General features: G+C 63.9%; 19 protein-coding genes. 6 read left to right on the top strand and 13 right to left on the bottom strand.

What is annotated here, in order from left to right; all coding sequences use genetic code 11:
* The first annotated feature begins 8 nt into the window (after positions 1-8).
* The 3 genes from I603_RS07645 to I603_RS07635 are packed head-to-tail and all read left to right on the top strand — an operon-like array spanning position 9 to position 2,588.
* Entirely contained in the window at positions 9-857 is an 849-nt protein-coding gene (locus I603_RS07645) for a class I SAM-dependent methyltransferase (RefSeq protein ID WP_198157229.1), read from the top strand.
* Complete coding sequence (locus tag I603_RS07640; RefSeq protein WP_068863726.1) at positions 854-1,681, top strand: class I SAM-dependent methyltransferase; 828 nt, start codon at positions 854-856, stop codon at positions 1,679-1,681. Before I603_RS07645 ends, I603_RS07640 begins: the two co-directional genes overlap by 4 nt.
* Positions 1,674-2,588: a lysylphosphatidylglycerol synthase domain-containing protein gene (locus tag I603_RS07635; RefSeq protein WP_068863724.1), complete on the top strand. Its 915-nt coding sequence runs from the start codon at positions 1,674-1,676 to the stop codon at positions 2,586-2,588. Before I603_RS07640 ends, I603_RS07635 begins: the two co-directional genes overlap by 8 nt.
* Here I603_RS07635 and I603_RS07630 read toward each other — a convergent pair.
* The gene (locus I603_RS07630) at positions 2,568-3,773 is read right to left on the bottom strand and encodes a glycosyltransferase (RefSeq protein WP_068863721.1); all 1,206 of its coding nucleotides are present in this window, start codon (positions 3,771-3,773) and stop codon (positions 2,568-2,570) included. The two genes, I603_RS07635 and I603_RS07630, sit on opposite strands and share 21 nt — an antisense overlap.
* Before the next feature lie 446 nt (positions 3,774-4,219).
* On the opposite strand from I603_RS07630, the gene I603_RS07625 reads away from it, so the two are divergent.
* Positions 4,220-4,867: a PilZ domain-containing protein gene (locus I603_RS07625; RefSeq protein WP_232305290.1), complete on the top strand. Its 648-nt coding sequence runs from the start codon at positions 4,220-4,222 to the stop codon at positions 4,865-4,867.
* On the opposite strand, the gene msrB is transcribed toward I603_RS07625, so the two are convergent.
* The 4 genes from msrB to I603_RS07605 form a co-directional block, all read right to left on the bottom strand.
* Positions 4,864-5,361, bottom strand: a complete 498-nt coding sequence (gene msrB, locus I603_RS07620; protein WP_068863719.1) for a peptide-methionine (R)-S-oxide reductase MsrB — start codon at positions 5,359-5,361, stop codon at positions 4,864-4,866. The genes I603_RS07625 and msrB overlap by 4 nt on opposite strands.
* 76 nt (positions 5,362-5,437) lie before the next feature.
* On the bottom strand, positions 5,438-6,793 hold the full coding sequence (locus I603_RS07615) for a cytochrome P450 (RefSeq protein WP_068863717.1): 1,356 nt from the start codon (positions 6,791-6,793) through the stop codon (positions 5,438-5,440).
* Positions 6,794-6,894: 101 nt separating this feature from the next.
* Positions 6,895-8,178, bottom strand: coding sequence for an ABC transporter permease (locus I603_RS07610; RefSeq protein ID WP_068863715.1), 1,284 nt, complete (start codon positions 8,176-8,178; stop codon positions 6,895-6,897).
* Positions 8,175-9,185 carry an ABC transporter ATP-binding protein gene (locus I603_RS07605; protein WP_068863713.1) on the bottom strand — a complete coding sequence of 337 codons (1,011 nt, stop codon included), beginning with the start codon at positions 9,183-9,185 and terminating at the stop codon, positions 8,175-8,177. The genes I603_RS07610 and I603_RS07605 overlap by 4 nt, the downstream gene beginning before the upstream one ends.
* A 46-nt stretch (positions 9,186-9,231) precedes the next feature.
* On the opposite strand from I603_RS07605, the gene queG reads away from it, so the two are divergent.
* Entirely contained in the window at positions 9,232-10,293 is a 1,062-nt protein-coding gene (gene queG, locus I603_RS07600) for a tRNA epoxyqueuosine(34) reductase QueG (RefSeq protein WP_068863711.1), read from the top strand.
* On the opposite strand, the gene I603_RS07595 is transcribed toward queG, so the two are convergent.
* The 5 genes from I603_RS07595 to I603_RS07575 all read right to left on the bottom strand — a co-directional run bounded on the left by I603_RS07595 (position 10,277) and on the right by I603_RS07575 (position 19,075).
* Complete coding sequence (locus I603_RS07595; RefSeq protein WP_068863709.1) at positions 10,277-11,524, bottom strand: NAD(P)/FAD-dependent oxidoreductase; 1,248 nt, start codon at positions 11,522-11,524, stop codon at positions 10,277-10,279. The genes queG and I603_RS07595 overlap by 17 nt on opposite strands.
* Before the next feature lie 83 nt (positions 11,525-11,607).
* Entirely contained in the window at positions 11,608-16,335 is a 4,728-nt protein-coding gene (locus I603_RS07590; protein WP_068863707.1) for an NAD-glutamate dehydrogenase domain-containing protein, read from the bottom strand.
* A gap of 140 nt (positions 16,336-16,475) precedes the next feature.
* On the bottom strand, positions 16,476-17,471 hold the full coding sequence (locus tag I603_RS07585) for an LLM class flavin-dependent oxidoreductase (protein WP_068863705.1): 996 nt from the start codon (positions 17,469-17,471) through the stop codon (positions 16,476-16,478).
* The gene (locus I603_RS07580) at positions 17,468-18,334 is read right to left on the bottom strand and encodes a tetratricopeptide repeat protein (protein ID WP_232305289.1); all 867 of its coding nucleotides are present in this window, start codon (positions 18,332-18,334) and stop codon (positions 17,468-17,470) included. The genes I603_RS07585 and I603_RS07580 overlap by 4 nt, the downstream gene beginning before the upstream one ends.
* 6 nt (positions 18,335-18,340) lie before the next feature.
* Positions 18,341-19,075 (bottom strand): alpha/beta fold hydrolase, encoded by a 735-nt coding sequence (locus I603_RS07575; RefSeq protein WP_068863703.1) that lies wholly within the window; start codon positions 19,073-19,075, stop codon positions 18,341-18,343.
* Between the two features lie 80 nt (positions 19,076-19,155).
* On the opposite strand from I603_RS07575, the gene I603_RS07570 reads away from it, so the two are divergent.
* Positions 19,156-20,823 (top strand): alkaline phosphatase D family protein, encoded by a 1,668-nt coding sequence (locus I603_RS07570; protein ID WP_084439966.1) that lies wholly within the window; start codon positions 19,156-19,158, stop codon positions 20,821-20,823.
* On the opposite strand, the gene I603_RS07565 is transcribed toward I603_RS07570, so the two are convergent.
* The 3 genes from I603_RS07565 to I603_RS07555 are packed head-to-tail and all read right to left on the bottom strand — an operon-like array spanning position 20,820 to position 22,299.
* On the bottom strand, positions 20,820-21,683 hold the full coding sequence (locus tag I603_RS07565; RefSeq protein WP_068863701.1) for an alpha/beta fold hydrolase: 864 nt from the start codon (positions 21,681-21,683) through the stop codon (positions 20,820-20,822). The genes I603_RS07570 and I603_RS07565 overlap by 4 nt on opposite strands.
* Positions 21,680-21,883: a helix-turn-helix transcriptional regulator gene (locus I603_RS07560; protein WP_068863700.1), complete on the bottom strand. Its 204-nt coding sequence runs from the start codon at positions 21,881-21,883 to the stop codon at positions 21,680-21,682. Before I603_RS07560 ends, I603_RS07565 begins: the two co-directional genes overlap by 4 nt.
* Positions 21,880-22,299 (bottom strand): hypothetical protein, encoded by a 420-nt coding sequence (locus I603_RS07555; RefSeq protein WP_068863698.1) that lies wholly within the window; start codon positions 22,297-22,299, stop codon positions 21,880-21,882. The genes I603_RS07560 and I603_RS07555 overlap by 4 nt, the downstream gene beginning before the upstream one ends.
* Positions 22,300-22,381 lie beyond the last annotated feature (82 nt).

Here is a 22,381-nt window from a genome sequence, read left to right as displayed (position 1 = left end):
TGACCGAAATGCATGACAGCGTTAGTGGCGGCAACGCATCGGCCAAATTCGCAAGTGTCCGCGAGAGTGCGGCACGCTCGCGCATCGCTGCGGCGCGCAACCGCGCGCTCGATCGCAACGCGGGCATCGAGAAATTTGCCAACAGGATGTTCTCGGGAACGACCTATGCCCTTTGGCGGCGCGGGGAGTTGATGACGCTTGCCGTATCTGGCGGCCTTACCCTCGATGCCGGCTCCGGTCGTGGCGGATGGGCCTCGATTATCACGCGCCGGGGAAGGCGCGAAAGCGTCGATATTGCACCGCGCGGCGATGAACAGGTGACTTGGACTGCCGATCTCCAGCATATGCCCCAAGTACCGACCGACCGATATGATGGCGTAGTGTGCCACCAGGTTCTCGAACACCTGCCCGACCCGACTGCTGCCGTGGCCGAAATCCACCGTGTCCTCAAGCCGGGTGGCATGGCGGTAATCTCGGTCCCGCATCTCAGCCGCCAGCATGAGCTGCCACATGATTTCCAGCGATACACGCCTGCAGGGCTGCAACACCTGGTTGAAAGCGAGGGCCTAGAGCTCCTCGAACTTGCCCACTATGGCGGGCTTGCCTGCTTCGTGCACCACCAGCTGGCAACCTTGGGATGCGCGCTGTTCAGCATACTGCCGATCATCGGCACGCGACTGTTCGCTGCGATCAACGCGCCATTCTCGGTTCTGGCTCACTTTTTCGATGCGTGGACCGACCGTAGCGGCTTGCTCGCCAATGGCGTGATCGCAATCGTTCGCAAGCCCTGCGACCGCGCGGCAGGCACCAAGCCGGACGCAGAGGGCGATACGACAATGGGGACGGCATCCCGATGAACAGTATCCAGCATGGCAATATCCCCCTGGACAGACAGTCCGCCGGACAGGTCGACCCCTTGCTCGGCGCCCTGGGCGATGATGGCTGGTTCCCTTCTCCCGCGCACATAATCCGGCGGGCGGCGCTGCTGGACACCGTGGGCAGTTGGCAGCCTGCCACACTGCTTGAGATGGGATGCGGCGCCGGTCGCCTGCTGGCAGACTGGGACCGTCTGGGGTTCCGAGGGCAGGCCGTCGAGCCGGACGCGCAATCGCGTGCCATGGCCCGTCGCTGCGCCGCGCATTTCGCGCCGAACTTTGAAGTGGTGGAACGTGCCACGCTCTGCAATGTGGATTACATCGTCTCGACCGAAGTGCTTGAGCATGTTGACGACCCGCTGCAGACTATTCGGGAATGGGTCGAGCATCTCAAGGATGGCGGATACTTCCTCGCCACCGTCCCGGCTTTCCAGGCCAAATGGGGCGCATCGGACGAGTGGGCAGGCCATGTCCAACGGTTCGAACCCGAAGAATTCCGCGCCCTGCTTGTGCAGGCGGGTCTCGTCGTGGTTTCGGTCGAGGTTTATGGCGGGTTGCTTGGCGACCTCATACGGATTGCCGGCAATGAGGCATCGCGGCGCAAGATGGCGGTACGAGCCAACCAGCCCAGTCGCGAGAACGCGACATTCGCCAGCGGTCGCGATCGGTCGATCGAGAACCGCCTCGCGCCCATACTGAAATCCTTGCCCGGCCGGGCGTTGATGCACACGGCAATCGCGGCGCAGAAATGGCTTCCGGGAGGACATGGCCTGATCGCGGTCGCCAGGAAGCTGCGTGATGAGTGACACAGCCGGAAACCGATGGAAGCAGGCAGGTGCGGCCGTCTCGGTCGCAGCGATCTGCTTTTTCGCTTTCGAGTTCTTCTCGGGAATCAACTGGAGCGAAGCTGCGCCGATCATCCGCGAGCAGGGGCGCATGTTGCCGCTTGCACTGTCGCTATACCTCCTGGCCTTCTTGCCGATGGCCGCAGGCTGGCATTTTGCGCTTGTCCTGTGCGGATCTGATGCCTCGTGGACGAGTTCGGCGCGCATCTTCCTGATTTCGCAATTCGCCAAGTATCTGCCGGGCAACATCGGCCATCTCGTCGGGCGGGTGGTGCTGGCCCGCAACGAGGGAATAGCTATGGCCACCGCCTCGGCGGCGATGCTGATCGAGATCGTCGGGGTGTTGATCGCTGCCGGCGCGCTCGTGCTTGCGGCGCTGGCGCTGGGGGCTGCGCCGGCGGTTGACACGCCACTGCTCCTGGTCGCGAGCCTGGGAGTTGCCATGGTTTGCGGCGGAGGGGCAACATTCATCCTGCGCGGAAAGCTTGCTTCCATCAGACTGCGGCCGCGGATCGCGGCAGGATTGTTGGGACTGTTTATCCTTGTGTTCCTGTGCATCTGCGCCGCTCAGATGGTTCTGCTTTTCTCGTTTGACGCGACGATGCCGGACGCCAAAGCGACGATGATCGTCGGCAGCGCGATCATGGTGAGCTGGATCGCGGGGTTTCTTACTCCGGGCGCTCCAGCGGGCATCGGGGTGCGGGAAGTGAGCCTGCTGATGCTGCTCCAAACCCTGCTGGAACAGGAGCACATCCTTCTGGCCGTCGCAGGTATGCGCCTCGTCACGCTGGTTGGAGATGCCCTGATGTGGGTGGGCGGGCTGTGTCTGCCAGCGCAAACGCGGATTTCACCCCCCGTTTCCAGCTAAAGCTGCCTCGATCGGAGCGAGATAGTCCTCGATCAGGCGCTCCCAGCGATAACGGGCGACAGTCTCCGCAATTTCGGCACCCTCCCCGGAGTGCTTTGCGAGCAGTTCGCGCAGCCCATGCTTGAGCGCGGGCAGGTCCGCAGGATCGCGTACGAAGACGACGTGATCGCGAATAGCCTCCCATTCGGGAAGCAGTTCGATGTTCGTATCTTGCGTGGCCAGAACCGGCTGACCGCGCATCAGGGCTTCGAGCAGTGCAACCGGAAGACCTTCGACATCGCCATCATGGGCCCTGGCAGGAAAGACGAAGCGCTGACACGAGGCAAGGAACGCCTCCTTTTCCGCCCCCGTCAAGAAGCCAAGAAAACGTGTGTCCGAACGGTTGACCCTGCGCGCTAGCGCTTCGCGTTCTTCACCATCGCCAGCGATCTCGAACCGCGGCTGCAGCCCCTCCTGATGCAGTTCCTCAAGCGCGGCGATAAGGTAGTCGAGCCCCTTCTTGCGTGACAGACGCCCGATCGTTCCAAGGTCCGCTCCACCGATCGAAGGGTCTGCTTCCACGAGCCGGGCAACCCCCATTGGCAGGACACTCGATTTGGCGCGCAGGCTATCGCGTTCGGCTGCGGGCAGGAAGCCTTCTGCCACCTCCAGCTGTCCCGAGTTCACGCAAAAAAAGCGGATGGCGTCGCGCAACAGGCCAGCTGCCATTGCCCTGCCTGCCACACCCAACTTCGCGAACACGGCAAGATCGGAAGAATGCGTCTGCAGCACATAGGGAATGCCGGTCCGCTGGCTCAGCCAGCGCGCCACGAGCCCTTGCGGCATGACCCAGTGCGCATAGATGCAGTCGAAACCACCCTCCCGCGAAAGCCGAAGAGCCGCTCGGGCCTGCGCTGCAAGGAATAGCGGAAGCTGTCCAAGCAAGAACGGATTTCGGCGCAGGTTCGGCAGGATCGCCGGATAGGCAAGCCCCTGCGCCCGCTTGGGCCACATGTAGCGGAATCGCTCAATCCTCAAGCGCCCGCGTTCCTCCCTCAAAGGTGCCTTGGCATCATGCGGCGCAAGGATCGTGATTTCGCTCGCTTCTCTTGCCCGCAGCCATGCCTCGGCCTGCTCGCCAACGAAATTGGCCTGCATGTCGCCATCGAAGCGCGGCAGGGTGGAGGTAAGCATCAGCACACGCATGGCTTGGCCTTCTGGTTCGTTGATCCGGGATTGCTGGGCGGCGCTGAAACGAGAATGTACCCAATAGTGGACGGCCGCGGAACTGGGCAAGCTATGCGAAGCAAAGTCCCTGCAGCACAGACGTGCGCCGGCCGTTGCCCCGTCAGGCCATTGCGCGGATTACCCGAAAGACAGTCACACTCGAGGACAGCGAGTGATATCCTGAAGTTGCGCGATGAAGGTCTGCCAACATCCCGCGCTCTCACGGTCGGACCCAATCGGACAAGAGTGCCTGGCTTGCGAATGGTAGCCTGGTCTGTCCTGCCGGCCCCGCTGGTCTGAAATTATGGCTAGTCCCGCATTATCCAGCGCTTAACCTGTTCCACTTAGGCATCTGAGACAATCATGGGATCATACGCATCATTCCGCCGCTTCGGCCGCGGAACGTGCGCCGGGTGCGAAGCGACATGGATATGGACAAGGCAGTGATTGCTGCAGGGCTGGAGAAGGATGCGGAGCCGCACAGCGCCGACCTGCGGGCTGCGCCGCGCTTCACCCTGCTCATCCGTGCGGCAAAGCTTGTATCGGCGCAGGGCGAATTTGTCTGCGTCATCCGCGATGTCTCGGAGACCGGAATAAGTGTCCGGTTGTTCCACGGGTTACCAAGCTGCCAACAGTTCGAACTCTACATGCCCGGCGGCGCGACCTATGTGGTCGACCGGGTCTGGCACCGCGATAACGAGGCAGGTTTCTCTTTCGCAGCACCTGTCGACGTCGCACGACTGGTCAACGAGTCCGGGGACTATCCGAAGCGCGGCCTCAGGCTCGGCCTGTGCTTTCCTATCAGGCTGAGCACCCTGGCGATGACCTGCGAGGCCATGGTCGAAAATCTCTCGCAGCAAGGCGCACGGATCGAATGCAGCGCGCTGCTGGCGATCGACCAGAGTGTCCGGATCGAGGCGCCAGATGCCTCGGGCACGCTGCGCGATGTGCGGGCCAAGGTGCGCTGGCGGCGCGGCCATTCCTATGGGGTGGTGTTCGACGATACCTTCACGCTCGGCGATTTTGCCCGGCTCGCGGCGCGGTTGCAGGCGCCGGCCCTGCTGGAGGGCTAGGCCGGGACGAAAGTCAGCGCCAAACCGTTGATGCAATGGCGCTTGCCAGTGGGCTTCGGCCCGTCACCGAAGATATGACCGAGATGCCCACCACAGTCGGCGCAATGAACCTCTGTGCGCGGATAGCCGAGCTTGTAATCGGTGCTGGTGCCCACGGCCCCCTTTTCGATCGGCTGCCAGAAGCTGGGCCACCCGGTGCCGCTGTCATATTTATGCGCTGAGGCGTAGAGCCGATTGCCGCAACCAGCGCACACGAAGGTGCCCTTGCGCTTTTCCTTGTTGAGCGGGTGGGTGAAGGCGCGCTCCGTCCCGGCTTCTCGCAGAATGAAGTATTGCTCCTTTGTGAGGATGCGCCGCCATTCCGCTTCGGACTTGCTGACCGGAAAGGACTTCGCCTGCGCTTCGGACGCACCGCAAGCGGCAATAAGCGGCATGGCCGCGCCAGCTCCGGCAGCGGCAAGCATTGTGCGGCGACGAAACGGGCGGGTCAGCATCGGTCAGGCTCCATCAACTCGTGACAGTTATACGTCCGAGACACCCCGGAAGTTTCAGCAAACTGTCGCACTCGTCTCAGAAGCTGGTGATCTCGACCTCGAGCTTGCGGAAGCCATGGACGAAATTGGCCCGAACCCGCTCAACATCGCCCGCCACGTGCACCCGCATCCGGCGTTTGTGCATTTCCTCCAGCAGCACCCGCAATTGCAGTTCCGCCAGCCGCGCACCGACACAGCGGTGGATGCCGTAGCCGAAAGCAAGGTGGCGCCGCGCGTTTTCGCGGGTGATGTCGAGCTTGTCCGGATTGTCGAACACTTCCTCGTCGCGGTTGGCGCTGATGTACCACAGCACCACCTTGTCGCCCGCCTTGATGGTCTGCCCGAAGACCTCGGTATCTTCGGTGCAGGTGCGGCGCATGTGAGCGAGCGGGGTCTGCATCCGCAGGCATTCCTGCACGGCGTTAGGGATGAGTTCGGGGTTTTCCTCGAACAGCTTGCGCTGGTCAGGGAACTTGTCGAGCGCGTGGATGATGCCGCTCATGGTGTTGCGGGTGGTATCGTTGCCACCGACAATCAGGAGCACCAGATTGCCCATGAATTCCTCGGGCCGCATCTGGTTCATCGCTTCCGAGTGGATCATCATCGAGATGAGATCGTCACCCGGCTCCTTGTCCATCGTGCGCTCGATCCACAGCGACTGGAAATAGGCGGCCATTTCCTGAAGGATGCTCCAGCGCAGCGAGTCCATCTCGCGCACAGTGGCGAGCTCGGTATCCCCGGACCAGTCCGACCAGAAAGTGAGCAGGCGGCGGTCCTCCAACGGAAAGCCGAACAGGATCGCCAGCATGCCGGTGGTTAGCTCGATCGATACTGTATCGACCCAGTCGAACACCTCCCCACGCGGCAGCGAATCGAGCAGCTCGCCCGTGCGCTGACGGATTTCGGCTTCCATGTCGGAAATCGCAGTGGGGGTGAATTTGGGCGCCACGGTGCGGCGCTGGCCGGTGTGCTGCGGGCGGTCCATGGCGATGAACATCGGCAGCTCGCGGGTGTCGACGCCCGCTGCGGCGGCCTCTTCCTCGCTCAGCCGGTTCAAGATGGTGATACCGCCATGCTCCCAGCTCGAAGAGAAGATTTCCGGAAGGGCCTCGATATGCTGGATCGCCTTGTGGCCGACTACCGCCCAGTAGGGGCCGAAGGGGCTCTCGGGGATGTAATGCAGCGGACCGGCGGCGCGCATCTCGGCAAAGATCGGCTGCCAGCGATCCTCGAAATAGATGTCCGAGCGGCTGACATCCCAGGGATGGGTATGCTGGGGGCGCTCTTCGGGATGCGTCTCGAAGTGCTTCTTGAGCGCTTCATAGGACGTCGGTTCGCGGCGCACCTGAGGGCGCTGCACGCCCGAAGGTGTAGGCGGGGCGATGGTAGCCATGTCTCTCTCCCGTCCGGCGGCCTCCGGTTCGGGGCCGCGCTGGTCCGAGTCGCATCCTGCCCTAACTTACAGCAATGTCAATATTGGTTGCGAATCGGAACCTATTCGGCCGGTTCAACTGCCTCCGGGCTGCGACGGGCAAACCAGCCCCTCCGCACGCGCCCTGCTCCACCCGATTTCATCACCCGCTTTCGGAACAGCAGCGAGCCGCCCTTGACCAGCGCCAGCACCGCCATAGCCTGCCACGCCAGCGCCAGCGCGTGGGTCCACAGCTCCGGCTCCATCGCCGCACGGGCCAGCATAGCGAAGGGCGACGAAAGCGGGAAGACGACCGCAGCAAGCTCCAGCGAGGAGCCCGGCTGCTTGATGGTATAAGCAGCAAGGAAGAACACCATCAGTTGCATCATCGTGACCGGCATCGACAGGGTCTGAACCTCGCGCACCGTGTTCGCCATCGCCCCGATTGTCAGGAACAGTGCGCCCAGCAGCAGATAGGCCATTGCGAAATAAATCACCCCAAGCGCGATGAATAGCGGCCAGCCCACAGCAGGTGCCGGCAGGCGGGCCGGATCGAAACCTGACGCGGCGATGATCGCCTCGCTGCCGATGCTCCACAAACCGAAAGCGGTCAGCCCCCACACCCCGATACCCACGAAGGACACTGCCAGCATCGCGAACAGCTTGCCCATGAACACTGCGTCCATCGGTATCGCGGCGGCCAGGATCTCGATGATCTTGTTGGCCTTCTCCTCGACGAGGTTGGACAGCACCATGCCTGCCAGCAGCATCGTCAGCAGGAACAGCAACATCTGGGCGATCTGTGCGGTCTGTATCCGGGTCGAGCGTTCGGCGGCTGCACTTGTAGCAACGAAGGCGCTGGCGACGTCGGGAAATGATGCCGGATTGGCTTCGAGCGCATGGCCCGCGACAAGGCCGACCGGGCCTTGCCAGCGACGCACCTGCCCCTCGGTGCCGACCAGTTGCGGGGTAGCCAGCGTGCCGGTGAGGATCGCGGCGTAATTCCCACGCCGCGCCTCCATGAAGCGCTCCGCGTCGAATGCGGGATCGCCTGCGGCTTCGGGAACTTCGCGCAAGCTCGGCAGCGCACCTCCCAATTGCGGAGTCAGACGTTTGCCTGCGGCGATCATGGCGGCATTGTCATCGGCGCTCATGGCGAGCCCGATCTCGACGCTCACCGCCTCGCGCTGCACCTCGCCGCCGATCGCGCCGGCAAGGCCGCCGACGAAAACCGGGAATAGCGGCCCGAGCAGAAAGAACAGAAAGGCGCGGCTGAATAGCACTGCCACGAAATCTCGACGGGCGATGACCCATGCGGCTTCCAGGGCAGAGAGGCGCGTACGCAGGCTGGCATCGACAATGCTCATGCGCGGTCCTCCGCGTTGTTGGCTTCCAGCTGGCGTGCCGCTGCCTCGCCAGCGATGGCGACGAAGGCATCATGCAGGCCGGCGCGCTCGATCGACAGCGACAGGATGCCGGCCTCACCCTCGATCAACCCCTTCAGCAGCGGCTCGATACCGCTTTCGGGGAGCGGAAAGTGGAAGAAATCACCATTGCGCCGCGTCTGGGAAGGCAGGAACGAAAGCCATGCGCCCTCGCGCGCCCGCGTCTCCAGACGCACCTGCGCCGGTATGCGGTCGCGCGCCGCCTCGACGCTGCCCGCGTAAGGCACCTTGCCCCCGGCGATAATCGCCACCCCTTCGCACAGGCGCTCGGCATGGTGGATCACGTGGGTCGAAAAGATCACCGTCACGCCCTCGTCAGCGAGTGCGCGGATCATCATTTCAAGCTTGCCCTGATTGATCGCATCGAGCCCCGAGAAGGGCTCGTCAAGCACGACCAGCCTTGGGTTGTGCACCAGCGTGCCGAGAAGTTGGACGGTTTGTGCCATACCCTTGGAGAGCTGGCGGATCTGGCGGTCCGCAGCATGGCCAAGGCCGTGGCGATCGAGCAACTCGACCGCGCGCTTGCGCCCCTCTTTCAGCGGCAACCCCCGCAGCGCGCCCATGAAGGCAATCGCCTCAACACACTTCATTGCGGGATACAGGCCGCGTTCCTCGGGCAGGTAGCCGATCAACCGGCCGATATCATGCGGGCGATCATGACCGAACACGCGGCGCACGCCTTCATCGGGGTCGATGATGCCGAGCAGCATCCGCAAGGTCGTCGTCTTTCCCGCCCCGTTAGGGCCGAGAATGCCGTAGATCGCGCCCTCGGGCACGGCGATGTCCACGCCGTCCACCGCGCGTGTGCCGTCAAAGCTCTTGACCAAGCCTTTCGCCTCGATCGCCAGCGGACGTTCATCCGCCGGCACGGCGCTGAACCCCGTTGCGTGATTGCCCGACCAGCCTTGTTCGCTTACCGCCATGTCCATGACATATCCGGTTAGACTTCAGGATTAAACGGGAGCCTATCCAAGCATGGTTAATGACCTGGCAACCCCTGATCTGGCGGTTCGCATTGCCGCGGAAGCCAGGGCGCTGGGCTTTGCCGCCTGCGGAATCGCTTCGGCCCGGAACGACCCGCTGCGCAGTGCGCGGCTGGAGGAATGGCTGGGCGAGGGGTATCACGGTAGCATGGAGTGGATGGCGGCGCGTGCCGAGCACCGCCGATCGCCCGAAGGCCTGTGGCCGGCGGCGCGCAGTGTGATCGCGCTCGGGATGAGTTATGCCCCGGCCCAGGATCCGCTGGCGCTCGAAGCATCGGACGAGCACGCCCGCATTTCGGTCTATGCCCAAGGGCGCGACTATCACGACGTGGTGAAGAAGCGGCTCAAGGCACTGGCCCGCTGGCTGGTGGCCGAAGAACCGCAAGCCGAAGTGAAGGTATTCGTCGACACCGCGCCGGTTATGGAAAAGCCGTTGGGCGAAGCGGCGGGGATCGGTTGGCAGGGCAAGCACACCAACCTCGTCAGCCCTACCCACGGCTCCTGGCTCTTTCTCGGCGCAATCTACACCACGCTCGAGCTTGCGCCTGCGGAAGGCCACCGCGACCAGTGCGGTACCTGCCGAGCGTGCCTCGACGCCTGTCCGACCAACGCCTTCCCCGCGCCCTACAGGCTCGATGCCCGGCGCTGCATTTCCTACCTCACCATCGAGCACAAGGGACCGGTTCCCGAGGAGTTCCGTGCGACGCTTGGCAACCGCGTCTACGGCTGTGACGATTGCCTTGCCGTCTGCCCGTGGAACAAGTTCGCTTCCGAAGCCCAGGCGATCCGCGAATTCCTACCCCGCGCCGAACTGGTCGCACCGCGCCTCGCGGAATTGCTGGCGCTGGATGATGCGGGCTTCCGCGCGCTGTTTTCCGGCTCCCCGATCAAGCGCATCGGACGCGACCGGTTCGTTAGGAACTGCCTCTACGCGGCAGGCAACAGCGGCAATACCGCACTGGGCGCGCAAGTCGAGGCGCTGACGGAAGATCCCGATCCGGTGGTGGCAGAGGCAGCGCGGTGGGCGCTTGCGCGACTCAAATCAGATCCTTGAGCGCCACTTCAGGGTCGGCCAGCAGCGCCGGATCGATCCGGCCAACGCCGCTCTCCAACAGCTTCCGCCCCTGGACATAGTCCTTCATCGTTCCCACGCAGTCGAAAGCGATGGGAACGCCGTTCTTCAAATAGACCACGGTGAATTTGCGGGCCTCGGGATCACCACGAAGCACCGTCTGGTCGTAGCCGAGATTGAGCCCCGCCGTCTGAAGCTTGAGATCGTACTGGTTCGACCAGAACCACGGCAGGGCCTCATAGGCCTCCTTCTCGCCCATGATCGCCCTTGCCACGGTATTCGCCATGTCGTGCGCGTTCTGTACGGATTCGAGCCGGATCACGGCATTGTCTGCATAACGATTGGCGTGGGCGGCGCAGTCCCCGATCGCATAGATATCGTCAAGTGTGGTGCGACAATATTCATCGACATCGACCCCGTTGCTGCCCGCAGCTCCCGCTGCGATCAACGGACCGACCGCAGGCACGATGCCAATGCCGACAACCACCATGTCGCAGGCGACTTCCTCGCCATTGTCGAGACGCACGCCGGTAACCTTGCCAGCATCCTCGCCAAGTACCGCCTGCACGCCGGTCTCGAGCCGCACGTCAACGCCCTGGCGACGGTGCTCTTCGGCGTAGAAACGCGACAGTTCCTCTCCCGCCACCCGCGCAAGCAGTCGTGGCAGCATCTCGACCAGTACCACCTCGCAGCCCAACTTGCGCAGAACTGCCGCAGCCTCCAGCCCGATATAGCCGCCGCCAATCACGACAGCACGGCTTGCGCCCCGCTCAAGCGCCAGCATCATCGTGTCTGCATCGGACTTGTCACGGACGTAGAACACGCCGGGTAGCACCGCGCCCGGCACCGGCAGACGGCGCGGATCGCCCCCGCCCGACCAGATCAGCTTGCGATAGGTGACCATGCTGCCGTCCGAGATGGTGATCCGGTGGGCGGCCGCATCGATCGCCGTTACCGCCGCGCCCAGCTTGAGCGCGATGCCCTTTTCTGCCCAAAACTTCTCAGGGCGGATCATGATCCGCTGGAAGCCCTTGTCCCCGGCGAGGTATTCCTTCGACAGCGGCGGGCGTTCATAGGGCGGCGCGTTGTCGCGTCCGATCATCAGGATCGAACCTTCGTGGCCCTGCTGGCGCAGCGCGATCGCCGCCTGCGCGCCGCCATGGCCGGTGCCGACGATGACCACATCGGCGTGATCGGTGGTGGATGCTGTCATGGCCTCGCTATGCCCCTCCGGCTCTTTGCGGCCCTTGATGTGCCGCAAACAGCCGGAGGGTCAACCCGCCAGAAGGAAGAGTGCTACCGTTCGAGCAGATTGCGCGCCTGGCTGGCGATCTGGGCGAGCATTGCCGGGCCGACCGGCGGGCGGGCCTGAGCGCGCGTCACCATGCTGCGAAACTGGGTGACTGCCTGTTCGTTGCGCGCTGCCCAGTCGTCGACATTGCTGCGCGGATCATCCTTGCCAGTTTTGCGCCGCATAAGCCTGCGCAGGAAATCGAGCCGCATCTGCTGGAAGTCGCGCGCAAGGCCGGAGACAAGCAACCGATCCCACACGTCAGACGGGCTCATATGAGCCGCGATTCCCTGAGCCCAGTCGAGGCCCAACCGCGCACCGATATCAGTGAAGGCGTGCGTCAGCAGCTTGGCATTGATCCCGGTCTCCAGCGCCAGCCTCGCGAGGCCCACCGCTCCATCGAAATCAAACAGGTTGGCGACTTGCGCCGCCAGCGCCTCGGGCGCTCCGGCGGCGACAAAGTTCTGTCTGAGTTCTAGCGAGCGTGCGCGCGGTTCGGCAGCCAGCAGTTCGTCGCGGGCTTCGGCGAGCAGTTCCACGCCGCTGCCAAGTTCACTGACCATTGTGCCTGCCGCAACCTTGCCTGCAGCGGTGCGCAGCACGTCGGACATGAGATTGCCCACGGCCGCGGCAAGCCTGTCGAACAGCGCGAGGCGTGCAGCTTCCGGAATTGCCGCCTCGTCAAGCTGACGCCACAGCGCGTCGAGCCCGAACAGCCGCTCCGCCACCACGAAGGCACCGGCGACCTCGGCGAGGCCGACACCTTCCTCCTCCGCAAGTTCGAAGGGATGGACCATGCCCAGCCGGTTGACGATACGATTGGCAAGACTTGTCGCAATCATCTCGCGCCGCAAGCGGTGACCGCGAATCTGCCCAGCATAGGTCTTGCGCATTGCCGAAGGGAAGCGCGCCAGCAGCATACCTTCCAGCACCGGGTCATCGGCAAGGTTGCTCGCCTCGATCGCGTCCTGCAGCGCAAGCTTGGCCGAGGACAGAAGCACCGCAAGTTCGGGGCGAGTGAGGCCATGGCCGTCGGCGGCGCGGCGGAGCAGGGTCTCGCCATCGGCCAGCCCTTCGGTGCGACGGTCGAACTCACTCACTTCCTCGAGGCGCTCGATAAGGCGGACATAGGAGGCTGTCGCCCCCCCTCCACCGGTCTCCGCCACCGACAGCGCAAGCGCCTGCAAGCGGTTGTCCTCGAGCACGATCTGGCCGACCTCGTCGGTCATCGCCGCCAGCAGCGTGTTACGCTTCTTCCCGGTAAGCTTGCCTTCGCGCATCGCCGCAGCGAGCGCGATCTTGATGTTGACCTCGTTATCCGAGCAATCGACCCCAGCGGAATTGTCGATGAAGTCGGTATTGATGCGTCCTCCCGCCAGCGAGAACGCGATACGCCCGGCCTGCGTCACCCCTAGGTTGGCGCCCTCGCCGATAACCTTGGCACCGACCTCGTCGGCATCGATGCGGATCGAGTCATTGGCTGGATCACCAACCTGGATGTGGTTTTCCTGCGGCGCTTTGACATAGGTGCCGATCCCTCCGAACCACAGCAGATCGACCTCGGCTCTCAGGATAGCGGAAATCAGCGCCTCGGGCTCGATCTCCTTCTCGCCGATGCCGAGCAGCTCGCGCACCTGCTTGGTCAGCTTGATGCGCTTCAGCGAACGGCTGAATACGCCGCCGCCCTTGGAGATGAGCGCGGGATTGTAATCCTCCCAGCTCGAACGCGGGAGTTCGAACATCCGCTTGCGCTCCTTCCAGCTTGTCAGCGGATCGGGTGAAGGGTCCAGGAAGATGTGGCGATGGTCGAATGCGGCCACCAGTTTGATCGCCTTCGAAAGCAGCATCCCATTGCCGAAAACGTCGCCCGACATGTCTCCGCAGCCCGCTACGGTGACGCTGTCCTTCTGGACGTCGATCCCCATCTCGCGGAAGTGGCGCTGGACGGATACCCAAGCGCCGCGCGCGGTGATCCCCATCGCCTTGTGGTCATATCCGTTCGAGCCACCGCTGGCGAAGGCATCATCCAGCCAGAAATCGCGCGATTGGGCGATGGCGTTGGCGACGTCGGAAAAGGTCGCAGTGCCCTTGTCCGCGGCGACCACGAAATAGGGATCCTCCCCGTCGAGCACCCGCACGGCCTCGGGATGCACCACCTTGCCGTCCACAATGTTGTCGGTGACCGACAGCAGTGTGCGGATAAAGATCTCGTAGGAGGCGCGTCCTTCGGTGGCCCAGCCCTCGCGGTCGAGCGCTGGGGAGGGGAGCTGCTTGGGATAAAACCCGCCCTTGGCTCCCGTGGGCACGATCACCGCGTTCTTCACCCGCTGCGCCTTCATCAACCCGAGGATCTCGGTGCGGAAATCGTCGCGCCGGTCGGACCAGCGAAGACCGCCGCGTGCCACCGCGCCCGAACGCAGATGGATGCCTTCGACCCGGGTCGAATAGACGAAGATTTCGCGCCATGGCACCGGCTTGGGGAGATTTGGCACAAGGCCCGAATCGATCTTGAAGGCCAGCGCCTCTGCAGCGGCAGGCGAAAAGGCATTGGTGCGCAGGACCGCATCGATCACCGCGCGGTAGAGCCGCAGGAGCCGGTCGTCATTGATCGCGGTAACTTTGGCCAGCCCGCGGGTGAAGGCGGCCGCGGCAGTGGCGATTGCCTCCTCGCGGTCGCCCTTGAACGCCGGATCGTGACGCCCGCCGAAAAGGTCGATCATTGCGCGGGTCACATGCGGCGCGGCCACGAGCGCATCGACCACGGTATAGATGGTATAGCTCACCCCGGTCTGGCGCAGATAACGGTAGATCGCACGCAGCCAGTTCGCCTCGCGCGGGGTAAGCCCGGTGGCGGCCACCAAACGATTGAAGGGATCATCCTCGGCCACACCGTTCGACACGTCGGCCATCGCCTGCTCGATCAGTTCGGCGCGCGAGAGCAGCGTTGCCGCATCAAGACCCGCAGGCACGGTCAGGATAAAGTCATGGATCGAACCGAGCGCGGGATCGGTCAGGAAGGTCGGCACTTCCGCCGCGACGCGGAAGCCGAAATTCTCCAGTGCTGGCACGGCATCGGACAGGGCCAGCCGCCCGCGCGCGCAATAGATCTTGAGCCTGAGACTATCTGCCGGGTCGCTATCGAGACGGTAAAGCCGCGTGGCGCGGTCAGGACGGACGGCAGAAGCAGTTTCGTCGCTTTCGGCCAGCGCCAGCGTGCGCAGGCGTGCGATGTCGCGCGCGGCTTCGGCGGGGCCATAGGTGAGACGGTAACCGGTCGGGAAGGCAGGAGCATAGCGCGCGGCAAGCGCGGCGGCGCGGCCATCATCCTCGGCAGTCGTCAGATAAGTCTCGACCGCCTCGTTCCAGCCGCGCAGCAGATCGACCAGTTCGGTCTCGATGCGGCCGGGATCCGGCAATTCCTCGCAGGCGCGAACGTCGATCAGGAAGCGCAGCAGCGCAAGATTGGTGCCTTCGACTTCAAGGCTCCAGTCAAGCAGCGCAGCACCCGGCGCAGCAAGCAGCATCCCCTGAATCTGCAGGCGGACATCGGTCGAAAGCTGGTCGCGCGGGAGCCATACGAAAGCGAACAGATGCCGTTCGAGCGTCGAGCGGAGCAGTACCAGCCGCGGGCGCGGACGGTCGATCAGCGCCATCTTGGTGGTCGCAAGCTCGGTGATGCGGCTGCGCCCGAAGGCGATCAGCAGGTCATTAGGCAAGCTGGTGAAGGCATGAACAAGTGCCTTGCCGTTGTGCCCGGCAGGGTCAAAGCCGAGCTCGTCGGTCAGAGCGGCGAGAGTCTGGCGCAGCACCGGCACCTCGCCCGGTCGCGCCGCAAGCGCGGCGCTGGTCCACAGCCCGGCATGGATCGAGAGCGCAGTGATTCGGCCTTCTTCGCGGTGCGGCACGATGAACAGGTCGAGCGGGCTGGCGCGGTGGACGCGCGCGTGGACATTGGACTTGATGACCAGCAAGGTACGCGGATTACCCTCGGCCTCGTGCCGATCGAACCAATCGAAGGCGCGCTGCAGCGAGGCCTCGGCGAGCAGTTCGCGCGCCGAGCCGCGGCAGATTCCCAGCACGTCTTCCTCGCGTCCGTCGCGCAGGCGGGTGAGGTGTCCAAGCTGAGTTAGCATGCCGGAATTGAGCCAGCCGAGCAGCGCTGCGGCCTCTTCGTCGAGCGCCGCGGCGCGTGCGACATCTTCAGCCATCATGGCCTGCATCCTCGGCCAATCACCGACTGCGGCGCGGACATCGACAAGAGTGGCGCGGAGCGCTTCGTCAAGCCCGCGACGCTCGCGCGCATCAGCGCGCGGCGTCTCGACATAGATCAATGATTCACGGGAACCGTCTTCGGCCCCCTTGAGGCCCGGCTTGCCAATCGCAGCTATCGCGCCAGTCTCGTTGCGGGTAACCGGCGCGACAGGGTGCAGCAGTCGTTCGATCGCAAGGCCCTGGGCAAGGATGGTGGCAGCGACCGAATCGACCAGAAACGGCATGTCATCGTTGATCACCGCTATGCGAAGACGGCGCTCACCGGTGTCGGACTTGATGTGGACAAGCGTTTCGCCGGGGCGTCGGATCTGCGCGGCGGCGAGCAGGAACTCTGCTGCTTCGTCCATCGCAGGTTTCGCAAGCGGGATTTCGCCCGGCAGCAGCGAGGCCTCGAGATGGGCTCGCAGCACCTTAATAAGCGACTTGCCGGCAGAACCGCCGGCCACGGTAGATCCCTTCATCAACTCCTGCCCATCCTGCTAACCGGCCTTGGCTGCATCTATAATAACGTGCAGTAATATTATTATGCCGGATTGTTGTTATCGTGTTTTCTGCGATACGCCCTTCGCGCCATGGCACGCAAGCGCCATGATCGCGGATTTCACGCTGGAATGGCGTTTTCGCAAGCTTCCAGTGTCAGTTCCAGCGAATGAATGCGCGCAGCCGGGTCAAAGGTCGCGCCACACAGCATGATTTCGTCCGCCCCGGTGCGCTGAACGAAGGCAGCGATGCCTTCACGCACCTGTGCGGGAGTTCCAACCGCTGCGGCCTGACCAAGGTGAGACAGCATAGCCTGCGCGCTGGCGGGGAGCGTGTCGACGTAATCGGCAACTGGCGGGGGCAGCTTGCCGGGGTTACCGGTTCTGAGTCGCACGAAGCTTTGCTGTTGGCTTGAGGCCAGCAAGCGTGCCTCGGACTCGGTCTCGGCGGCGAAAACGTTCATGGCGACCATCACGTGCGGGCGATCCAGCGCCTCGGAGGGCTGGAAGTCGCGGCGATAGAGCGCGAGCGCGGCATCTAGGTGATCGGGAGCGAAATGAGCGGCAAAGGCATAGGGCAGACCAAGCCTGGCGGCCAGTTGCGCGCCGAACAGGCTCGACCCCAACATCCACAGTTGGACCTTGGCGCCAAAGCCTGGAGTTGCCCTTATCGGCAAGTCGATATCACCGGTCAGGAGGGCGCGCAGCTCGACCACGTCCTGCGGGAAATATTCGGCGGCCTGGTGAAGGTTCTTTCTCAGCGCGCGCTGCAATTCAGGTCCAGCCCCCGGCGCGCGCCCCAGTCCAAGGTCGATCCGCCCAGGAAACAGCGCATCCAGTGTGCCGAACTGTTCGGCGATCTGGAACGGGGTGTGGTTGGGCAGCATGATCCCGCCCGAGCCAAGGCGAATGCGGCTCGTCGCGTTGCCCAGATGAGCCAGCACCACCGAGGTCGCTCCGCCCGCGATGCCGTCCATCGCGTGATGCTCGGCCACCCAGAAACGCTCGCAACCGCCGCATTCTGCGGCACGCGCCAGTTCGGTGGTGGCAGCGAACGCCTCGCTGAGGGTGCCGCCTTCACGGACGGGGACCAGATCGAGCACGGAGAATGTCGTCATGCGGGCGGCTCCTGATCAGGCGCGGCCTCCGAAGGGCCAAGCTGGGTTAGATAGCCCTGCGCGGTTTTTGCAGCGGGGCTTTCGGGGGCGAGGTTGATCACCGATTGCCAGCTCTCGCGCGCCGCCTCGTCACGCCCGGAGAGCACCGCGATCACGCCGGCTTCGAGGCCGATCTCCGGATTGCCCGGTGCAAGGCTCGCTGCCCGCTCGATTGCTTCCTGCGCAAGCCCCAATCGGTCGAGACGCCGCAGCAGTGTAGCGTTGAGCAGCCAGGCCTCCGTATTGTCGGGCGTCAATTGGGTAGCGCGCCCCAGCGCGGCCAACGCCTCCTCGCTCCGCCCCAGCGCTACCAACGCGCGCGCACGGTCGATAGCCGCGAGCGCCTGCAACGGCGCAGAAGCGGCGCTGCGGGCATCGGATTCGGCCATTTCCAGCAGGCCGAGCGCGCCGGCCGCATCCCCGCTTGCCAGAGCGGCATTGCCGGCCATGGTGGCGAACCGCGCGCGCGTCCGGCTTTCCTCCGTCGGAGTTTCCTCGCGCGCCGCGATAAAGGCCATGCGGGCGTCTTCCCACAGGCCCAGCTCCGTCGCCGCGGTGCCGAGGCAATGGTTGGCAAGGACCCGGTCTGCGCCACTGGTTTCGCTGCGTCGGATCTGCGCCATGGCATGCGCCCGGGCAGGATCCTCGGCGAGTTGATCGAGGCAACGCTCTAGCCAGGCGGTGGTCGGATTGAGCATCTCCTGCGCCAAGGCAGACCGCGCCGCTTCGCGCGGCGGGCGGTCGCGGACCAGATCATCGTCGGGCAACGCGCCGCGCATCGGATCGGGGCCAACCTGAAGCAACAGGGCAATAAGCAGAGACAAGGGCAACTATCCGTAGAATTCGGCCACGAGGGCCTTGATGCGGGCGATGTCGATCTCGCGCGAAAGACGATGGTCGCCGTCCTCTACCAGCGTAACCTGTACGTCGTCCGAACGCAGCGCCGACTTCAGACGCAAGCTTATCTCACAGGGCACGTCGGCATCCTTCTTGCCGTGGATCAGCCGCACCGGACAGGCAAGGTCGATCGCCCCTTCCAGCCGCAGATGGCATTCGGCATCGGCGAAGAAGCCAGGATAGGTCGGCGTCGGCTCGGGACCATAGGGATTGGGTTCGTGGATCGTTTCGCCTGCCGCCAGTTGCGCGCGCTGTTCGCTCGTATAACCCCAGCGGGTAAAATCGGGCGCAGGGGCTATGCCGATCAATCCCGCAAGACGATGCTTGAGATGCTCGGCAACCAGCAGCATCAACCACCCGCCCATCGACGAACCCACCAGCAGCACCGGCCCCGCGACATAGGAGGCTACCAATGCGAGCACCTCGTCGCGCCAGCGGCTGAGCGATCCATCAGCGAAGTCCCCGCCGCTTTGCCCGCAACCCGAATAGTCAAGCAGCAGGCAGGCGCGCCCCTTCTCCTGCGCCTCGGCAAACAGCGCGGTCGCCTTGCCGCCCGCCATGTCGGACATGTAGCCGGGCAGGAACACCAGTGTCGGTCCGGTCCCGGGGGTGAACCGGAATGCGATCCGGCGGCCATCGTAGAGGGTATGGTGCATGACATCGCTCATCCGGTCACCATGCCTTGTGCTAACGCCAACACGCAAGCATTGTCACGCAAGCGCAACCGGAGAAGATTACGCGCCCGCACATGATCAAGACCGACCCAACGGCAGGCCTACCGGCCGCCTCGCCGGCCGCACTTACCCGTCGCGGCCTTTTCACTCTTGCCGGCACCTCGGCGGCACTGGCGGCGACACCGCTGGGAGCGCGCAGCTTCGGCAGCGGCTTCACCCATGGGGTCGCCAGCGGCGAGCCGGCCACCGACAAGGTGATGCTGTGGACGCGCTATGTGGGCGAGCAGACCACCGATCTGGAATGGCAGGTCAGCGAAAGCGAGGATTTCACCAATCCTGTCGCAGAGGGCAGCGCACGGGCCAGCGCGGAACGCGACTGGTGCGCCAAGAGCTGGGCCGATGGCCTCATGCCGGGGCGCTGGTATTTCTACCGCTTCATAGCCCCGGATGGCAGCATGTCGCAGGTTGGCCGCACACGCACCCTGCCCGAAGCCGGGATCGAGAAATTCCGGCTGGCCGTGTTCTCCTGCTCCAATTTCGGGTTCGGCTGGTTCAACGCCTATGGCCACGCGGCCGAGGCCAATGACGCCGATCTCGCGGTGCATCTGGGCGACTATATCTACGAATATGGCGCGGGCACCTATCCCGATCCAAACCAGGCCAATGGCCAGCGGATGCTGGCGCCCGCGAACGAGATCGTGACGCTAACCGATTATCGCCTGCGCTACGCCACATACCGCGCCGATCCCGATTTGCAGCGCCTTCATCAGGTACTTCCAATGATCGCGGTGTGGGATGACCATGAAAGCGCGAATGACAGCTGGAAGGACGGGGCGCAGAACCACCAACCGGATACCGAGGGTGACTGGGCCACGCGCAAGGCGATTGCCAAGCGGGTCTATCGCGAATGGATGCCGGTCTCCGACGAACCCTATGCCGCATATCAGGTCGGCGATCTGGCAACACTGTTCCGGCTCGATACCCGGCTCGAGGGGCGTGATCAGCAGTTCAGCCTCGAAAAGGTGCTCGCCGGCAAGAGCGATCCTCAGGCGTTGATGGCCGCTCTCATCGCATTCCGCGATGGTGACTGGGCCGATCCCGAGCGACAATTGCTCGGAGAGGGTCAGGAAAATTGGCTGGCCGAAGGACTGGCCGACTCGACCGCAAGCGGCACCCACTGGCAGGTGCTGGTGCAGCAAGTGCTGATCGGCAATCTGCGCACACCCAAGGCGCTAACAGCCCAGATCGGCGACAGCTTGCCCGATTATATCCGTCAGCGCCTGATCGCAGCCTCGGCAGCCAGCCAAACAGGCCTGCCCTCCAATATGGATGCATGGGACGGCTATCCCGCTGCACGCGCGCGAGTGTTCAAGGCCGCGCTCGAAGCCGATGCCAACCTCTTTGTATTGGCGGGCGATACGCATAATGCGTGGGCCTTCGACCTGACCCACGAAGGCGAGAATGTCGGGGTTGAATTGGGCGTTTGCTCGGTCAGTTCGCCGGGGTTCGAAAGCTATCTGTCCTTTGTTCCACCGGCGGCGCTGGCGGGGGCCTTGGTGGCCGAGAACGAACAGCTCAAGTGGGCCGACACGGCACAGCGCGGCTATATGGTGGTAGAACTGACCCCGGCCCGCGCGACAACCGAATTCCGCTTTGTTGCCGGCGTCAGGCAACGCAGCACGCAGCTGGCCGGGACCAAACGGATCATGACCGAGAGGGGGTCGGGCATGCTCGCGGGCTAACCGGCCAGCCCCGCACGCAGCGCGGCTTCGAACACTTGGGGCTGATCGAACATGATAAAGTGGAAGCTGTCATCGATCACATCGAGCTGGGTCTGCTGCAATCCTGCATAGGCGGCGGTGTAGAGTGGCTCGATACGGCTGCGCGGGGCAAAGGGGTTCGCGGCGGCGATCACCGTCACCGGAGCCTGAATCTCGCAGAGCCGTGGACGCAGGTCGGTGGTCATAAGGGCGTGGAGCGCTCCTGCGAAGGTGGCCCGATCGCTGGTGATCGACCATGCGGCAATCTGCGCCTGGTGATCCGGCGCCTGTACCAGTGAGCGTGCCCCCATGCGCTGAGCAGCAGCAAAGCTTGCATCATCCTGCGCCGCCATCTGGGCACGCATCCCGTCAGCCTGCGCCCGCACGGCATCGGTCGTGGCGGCGGGGTCGAAAATCAGCGGAAAGAACGGCAGCGAGTCGACCACCACCACCTTGTTGATCCGGTCAGGGTGGTCGGCAGCAAGCGTCAGCCCAAGAAAGCCCCCCATCGAATGGCCCGCGAAGGCGGCGCTTTCGACCTTCCGGCAATCAAGATGCCGGATGATTTCGGCCCGGGTACGCGCAAGCAGCGTATCGGGATCGCCCTCCGGAGCACGCCCGGCAAAACCTGCCACATGGACGAAGTGCAGCCGATAATCGCGGGCGAGGCTTTCCCTGACCCCGTCCCACACCGCAGGGGACGAACCGAGGCCGGGGACAAGTACGAGATCGGGGCCCGAACCCGTCACTTCGAACGGTGGACAAGGTGCATCATCGGCGAAAGCAGCAGTGGGCAGGAGCGCAGCGAAGAAGGCGGCGATCAGCAGGCGGACGAATGTCATCGGGTTTCTCCGTCTCTCAAGAAAATAGCTTCGATCGGCAGGCCGAACACTTCGGCGATGGTGAAGGCAAGCGGCAGAGAAGGGTCATAGCGGCCCTTCTCGATCGCGTTGACGCTCTGACGGCTGACGCCCAGCCGGTCGGCAAGATCCTGCTGGCTCCAGCTGCGTTCCGCGCGCAACACCTTGAGGCGGTTGTTCATTCCTCAGCCTCGGCACGGTTGGCCAAGGCGTTCCATACCCCGCCCGCTCCCAACCCGACGAACCAGAAAAACGCCGCACCGAAACCGCCATTACCCGGCGGTACGACTTCGAAATTCTGCAGGAATTCCCATACCGTCATGATGCTGAGGCAGAAGGCCGTGGCGATCAGCGATTGGCGCACGAACATCATCCGCATGTATTCGTCGGTCTCTTCGGCTAGCAGCCGGCCAATCGTCCAGAACACCCCGAGGATCGGCAGCGCTGGCAGGACTGCAACGCCCCAGGCGAGCGGCCCGCTCGGCGGACTGACACGGAACACGGTGCCGACAGCGAAAATCAGCACCGTGTAAGCTACCATGAAGCCCGCAAGCCGCCGCAGGTAGTTGCGCATGGCTGGAGAATATCTGCGCGACATGGAAAGCTCCTCTTACATAATGATAAGGTTGCTTTACATTCGTCCCAGATTGATGTCAAGGGTGCTTTCCATCAGCGCTTAA

It is taken from the genome of Erythrobacter dokdonensis DSW-74, assembly GCF_001677335.1.
Classification (GTDB): Bacteria; Pseudomonadota; Alphaproteobacteria; order Sphingomonadales; family Sphingomonadaceae; genus Erythrobacter; species Erythrobacter dokdonensis.
Note: the sequence above shows the minus strand (reverse complement) of the source record. Positions and strands in the feature narration are given on the sequence as shown.

What these genes read in the sequence shown, in the direction of transcription:
- I603_RS07645 (WP_198157229.1), top strand. Translation starts at nt 9, where the DNA reads ATGCATGACAGCGTTAGTGGCGGCAACGCATCGGCCAAATTCGCAAGT.
- I603_RS07640 (WP_068863726.1), top strand. Translation starts at nt 854, where the DNA reads ATGAACAGTATCCAGCATGGCAATATCCCCCTGGACAGACAGTCCGCC.
- I603_RS07635 (WP_068863724.1), top strand. Translation starts at nt 1,674, where the DNA reads ATGAGTGACACAGCCGGAAACCGATGGAAGCAGGCAGGTGCGGCCGTC.
- I603_RS07630 (WP_068863721.1), bottom strand. Translation starts at nt 3,773, where the DNA reads ATGCGTGTGCTGATGCTTACCTCCACCCTGCCGCGCTTCGATGGCGAC.
- I603_RS07625 (WP_232305290.1), top strand. Translation starts at nt 4,220, where the DNA reads ATGGATATGGACAAGGCAGTGATTGCTGCAGGGCTGGAGAAGGATGCG.
- msrB (WP_068863719.1), bottom strand. Translation starts at nt 5,361, where the DNA reads ATGCTGACCCGCCCGTTTCGTCGCCGCACAATGCTTGCCGCTGCCGGA.
- I603_RS07615 (WP_068863717.1), bottom strand. Translation starts at nt 6,793, where the DNA reads ATGGCTACCATCGCCCCGCCTACACCTTCGGGCGTGCAGCGCCCTCAG.
- I603_RS07610 (WP_068863715.1), bottom strand. Translation starts at nt 8,178, where the DNA reads ATGAGCATTGTCGATGCCAGCCTGCGTACGCGCCTCTCTGCCCTGGAA.
- I603_RS07605 (WP_068863713.1), bottom strand. Translation starts at nt 9,185, where the DNA reads ATGGACATGGCGGTAAGCGAACAAGGCTGGTCGGGCAATCACGCAACG.
- queG (WP_068863711.1), top strand. Translation starts at nt 9,232, where the DNA reads ATGGTTAATGACCTGGCAACCCCTGATCTGGCGGTTCGCATTGCCGCG.
- I603_RS07595 (WP_068863709.1), bottom strand. Translation starts at nt 11,524, where the DNA reads ATGACAGCATCCACCACCGATCACGCCGATGTGGTCATCGTCGGCACC.
- I603_RS07590 (WP_068863707.1), bottom strand. Translation starts at nt 16,335, where the DNA reads ATGAAGGGATCTACCGTGGCCGGCGGTTCTGCCGGCAAGTCGCTTATT.
- I603_RS07585 (WP_068863705.1), bottom strand. Translation starts at nt 17,471, where the DNA reads ATGACGACATTCTCCGTGCTCGATCTGGTCCCCGTCCGTGAAGGCGGC.
- I603_RS07575 (WP_068863703.1), bottom strand. Translation starts at nt 19,075, where the DNA reads ATGAGCGATGTCATGCACCATACCCTCTACGATGGCCGCCGGATCGCA.
- I603_RS07570 (WP_084439966.1), top strand. Translation starts at nt 19,156, where the DNA reads ATGATCAAGACCGACCCAACGGCAGGCCTACCGGCCGCCTCGCCGGCC.
- I603_RS07565 (WP_068863701.1), bottom strand. Translation starts at nt 21,683, where the DNA reads ATGACATTCGTCCGCCTGCTGATCGCCGCCTTCTTCGCTGCGCTCCTG.
- I603_RS07560 (WP_068863700.1), bottom strand. Translation starts at nt 21,883, where the DNA reads ATGAACAACCGCCTCAAGGTGTTGCGCGCGGAACGCAGCTGGAGCCAG.
- I603_RS07555 (WP_068863698.1), bottom strand. Translation starts at nt 22,299, where the DNA reads ATGTCGCGCAGATATTCTCCAGCCATGCGCAACTACCTGCGGCGGCTT.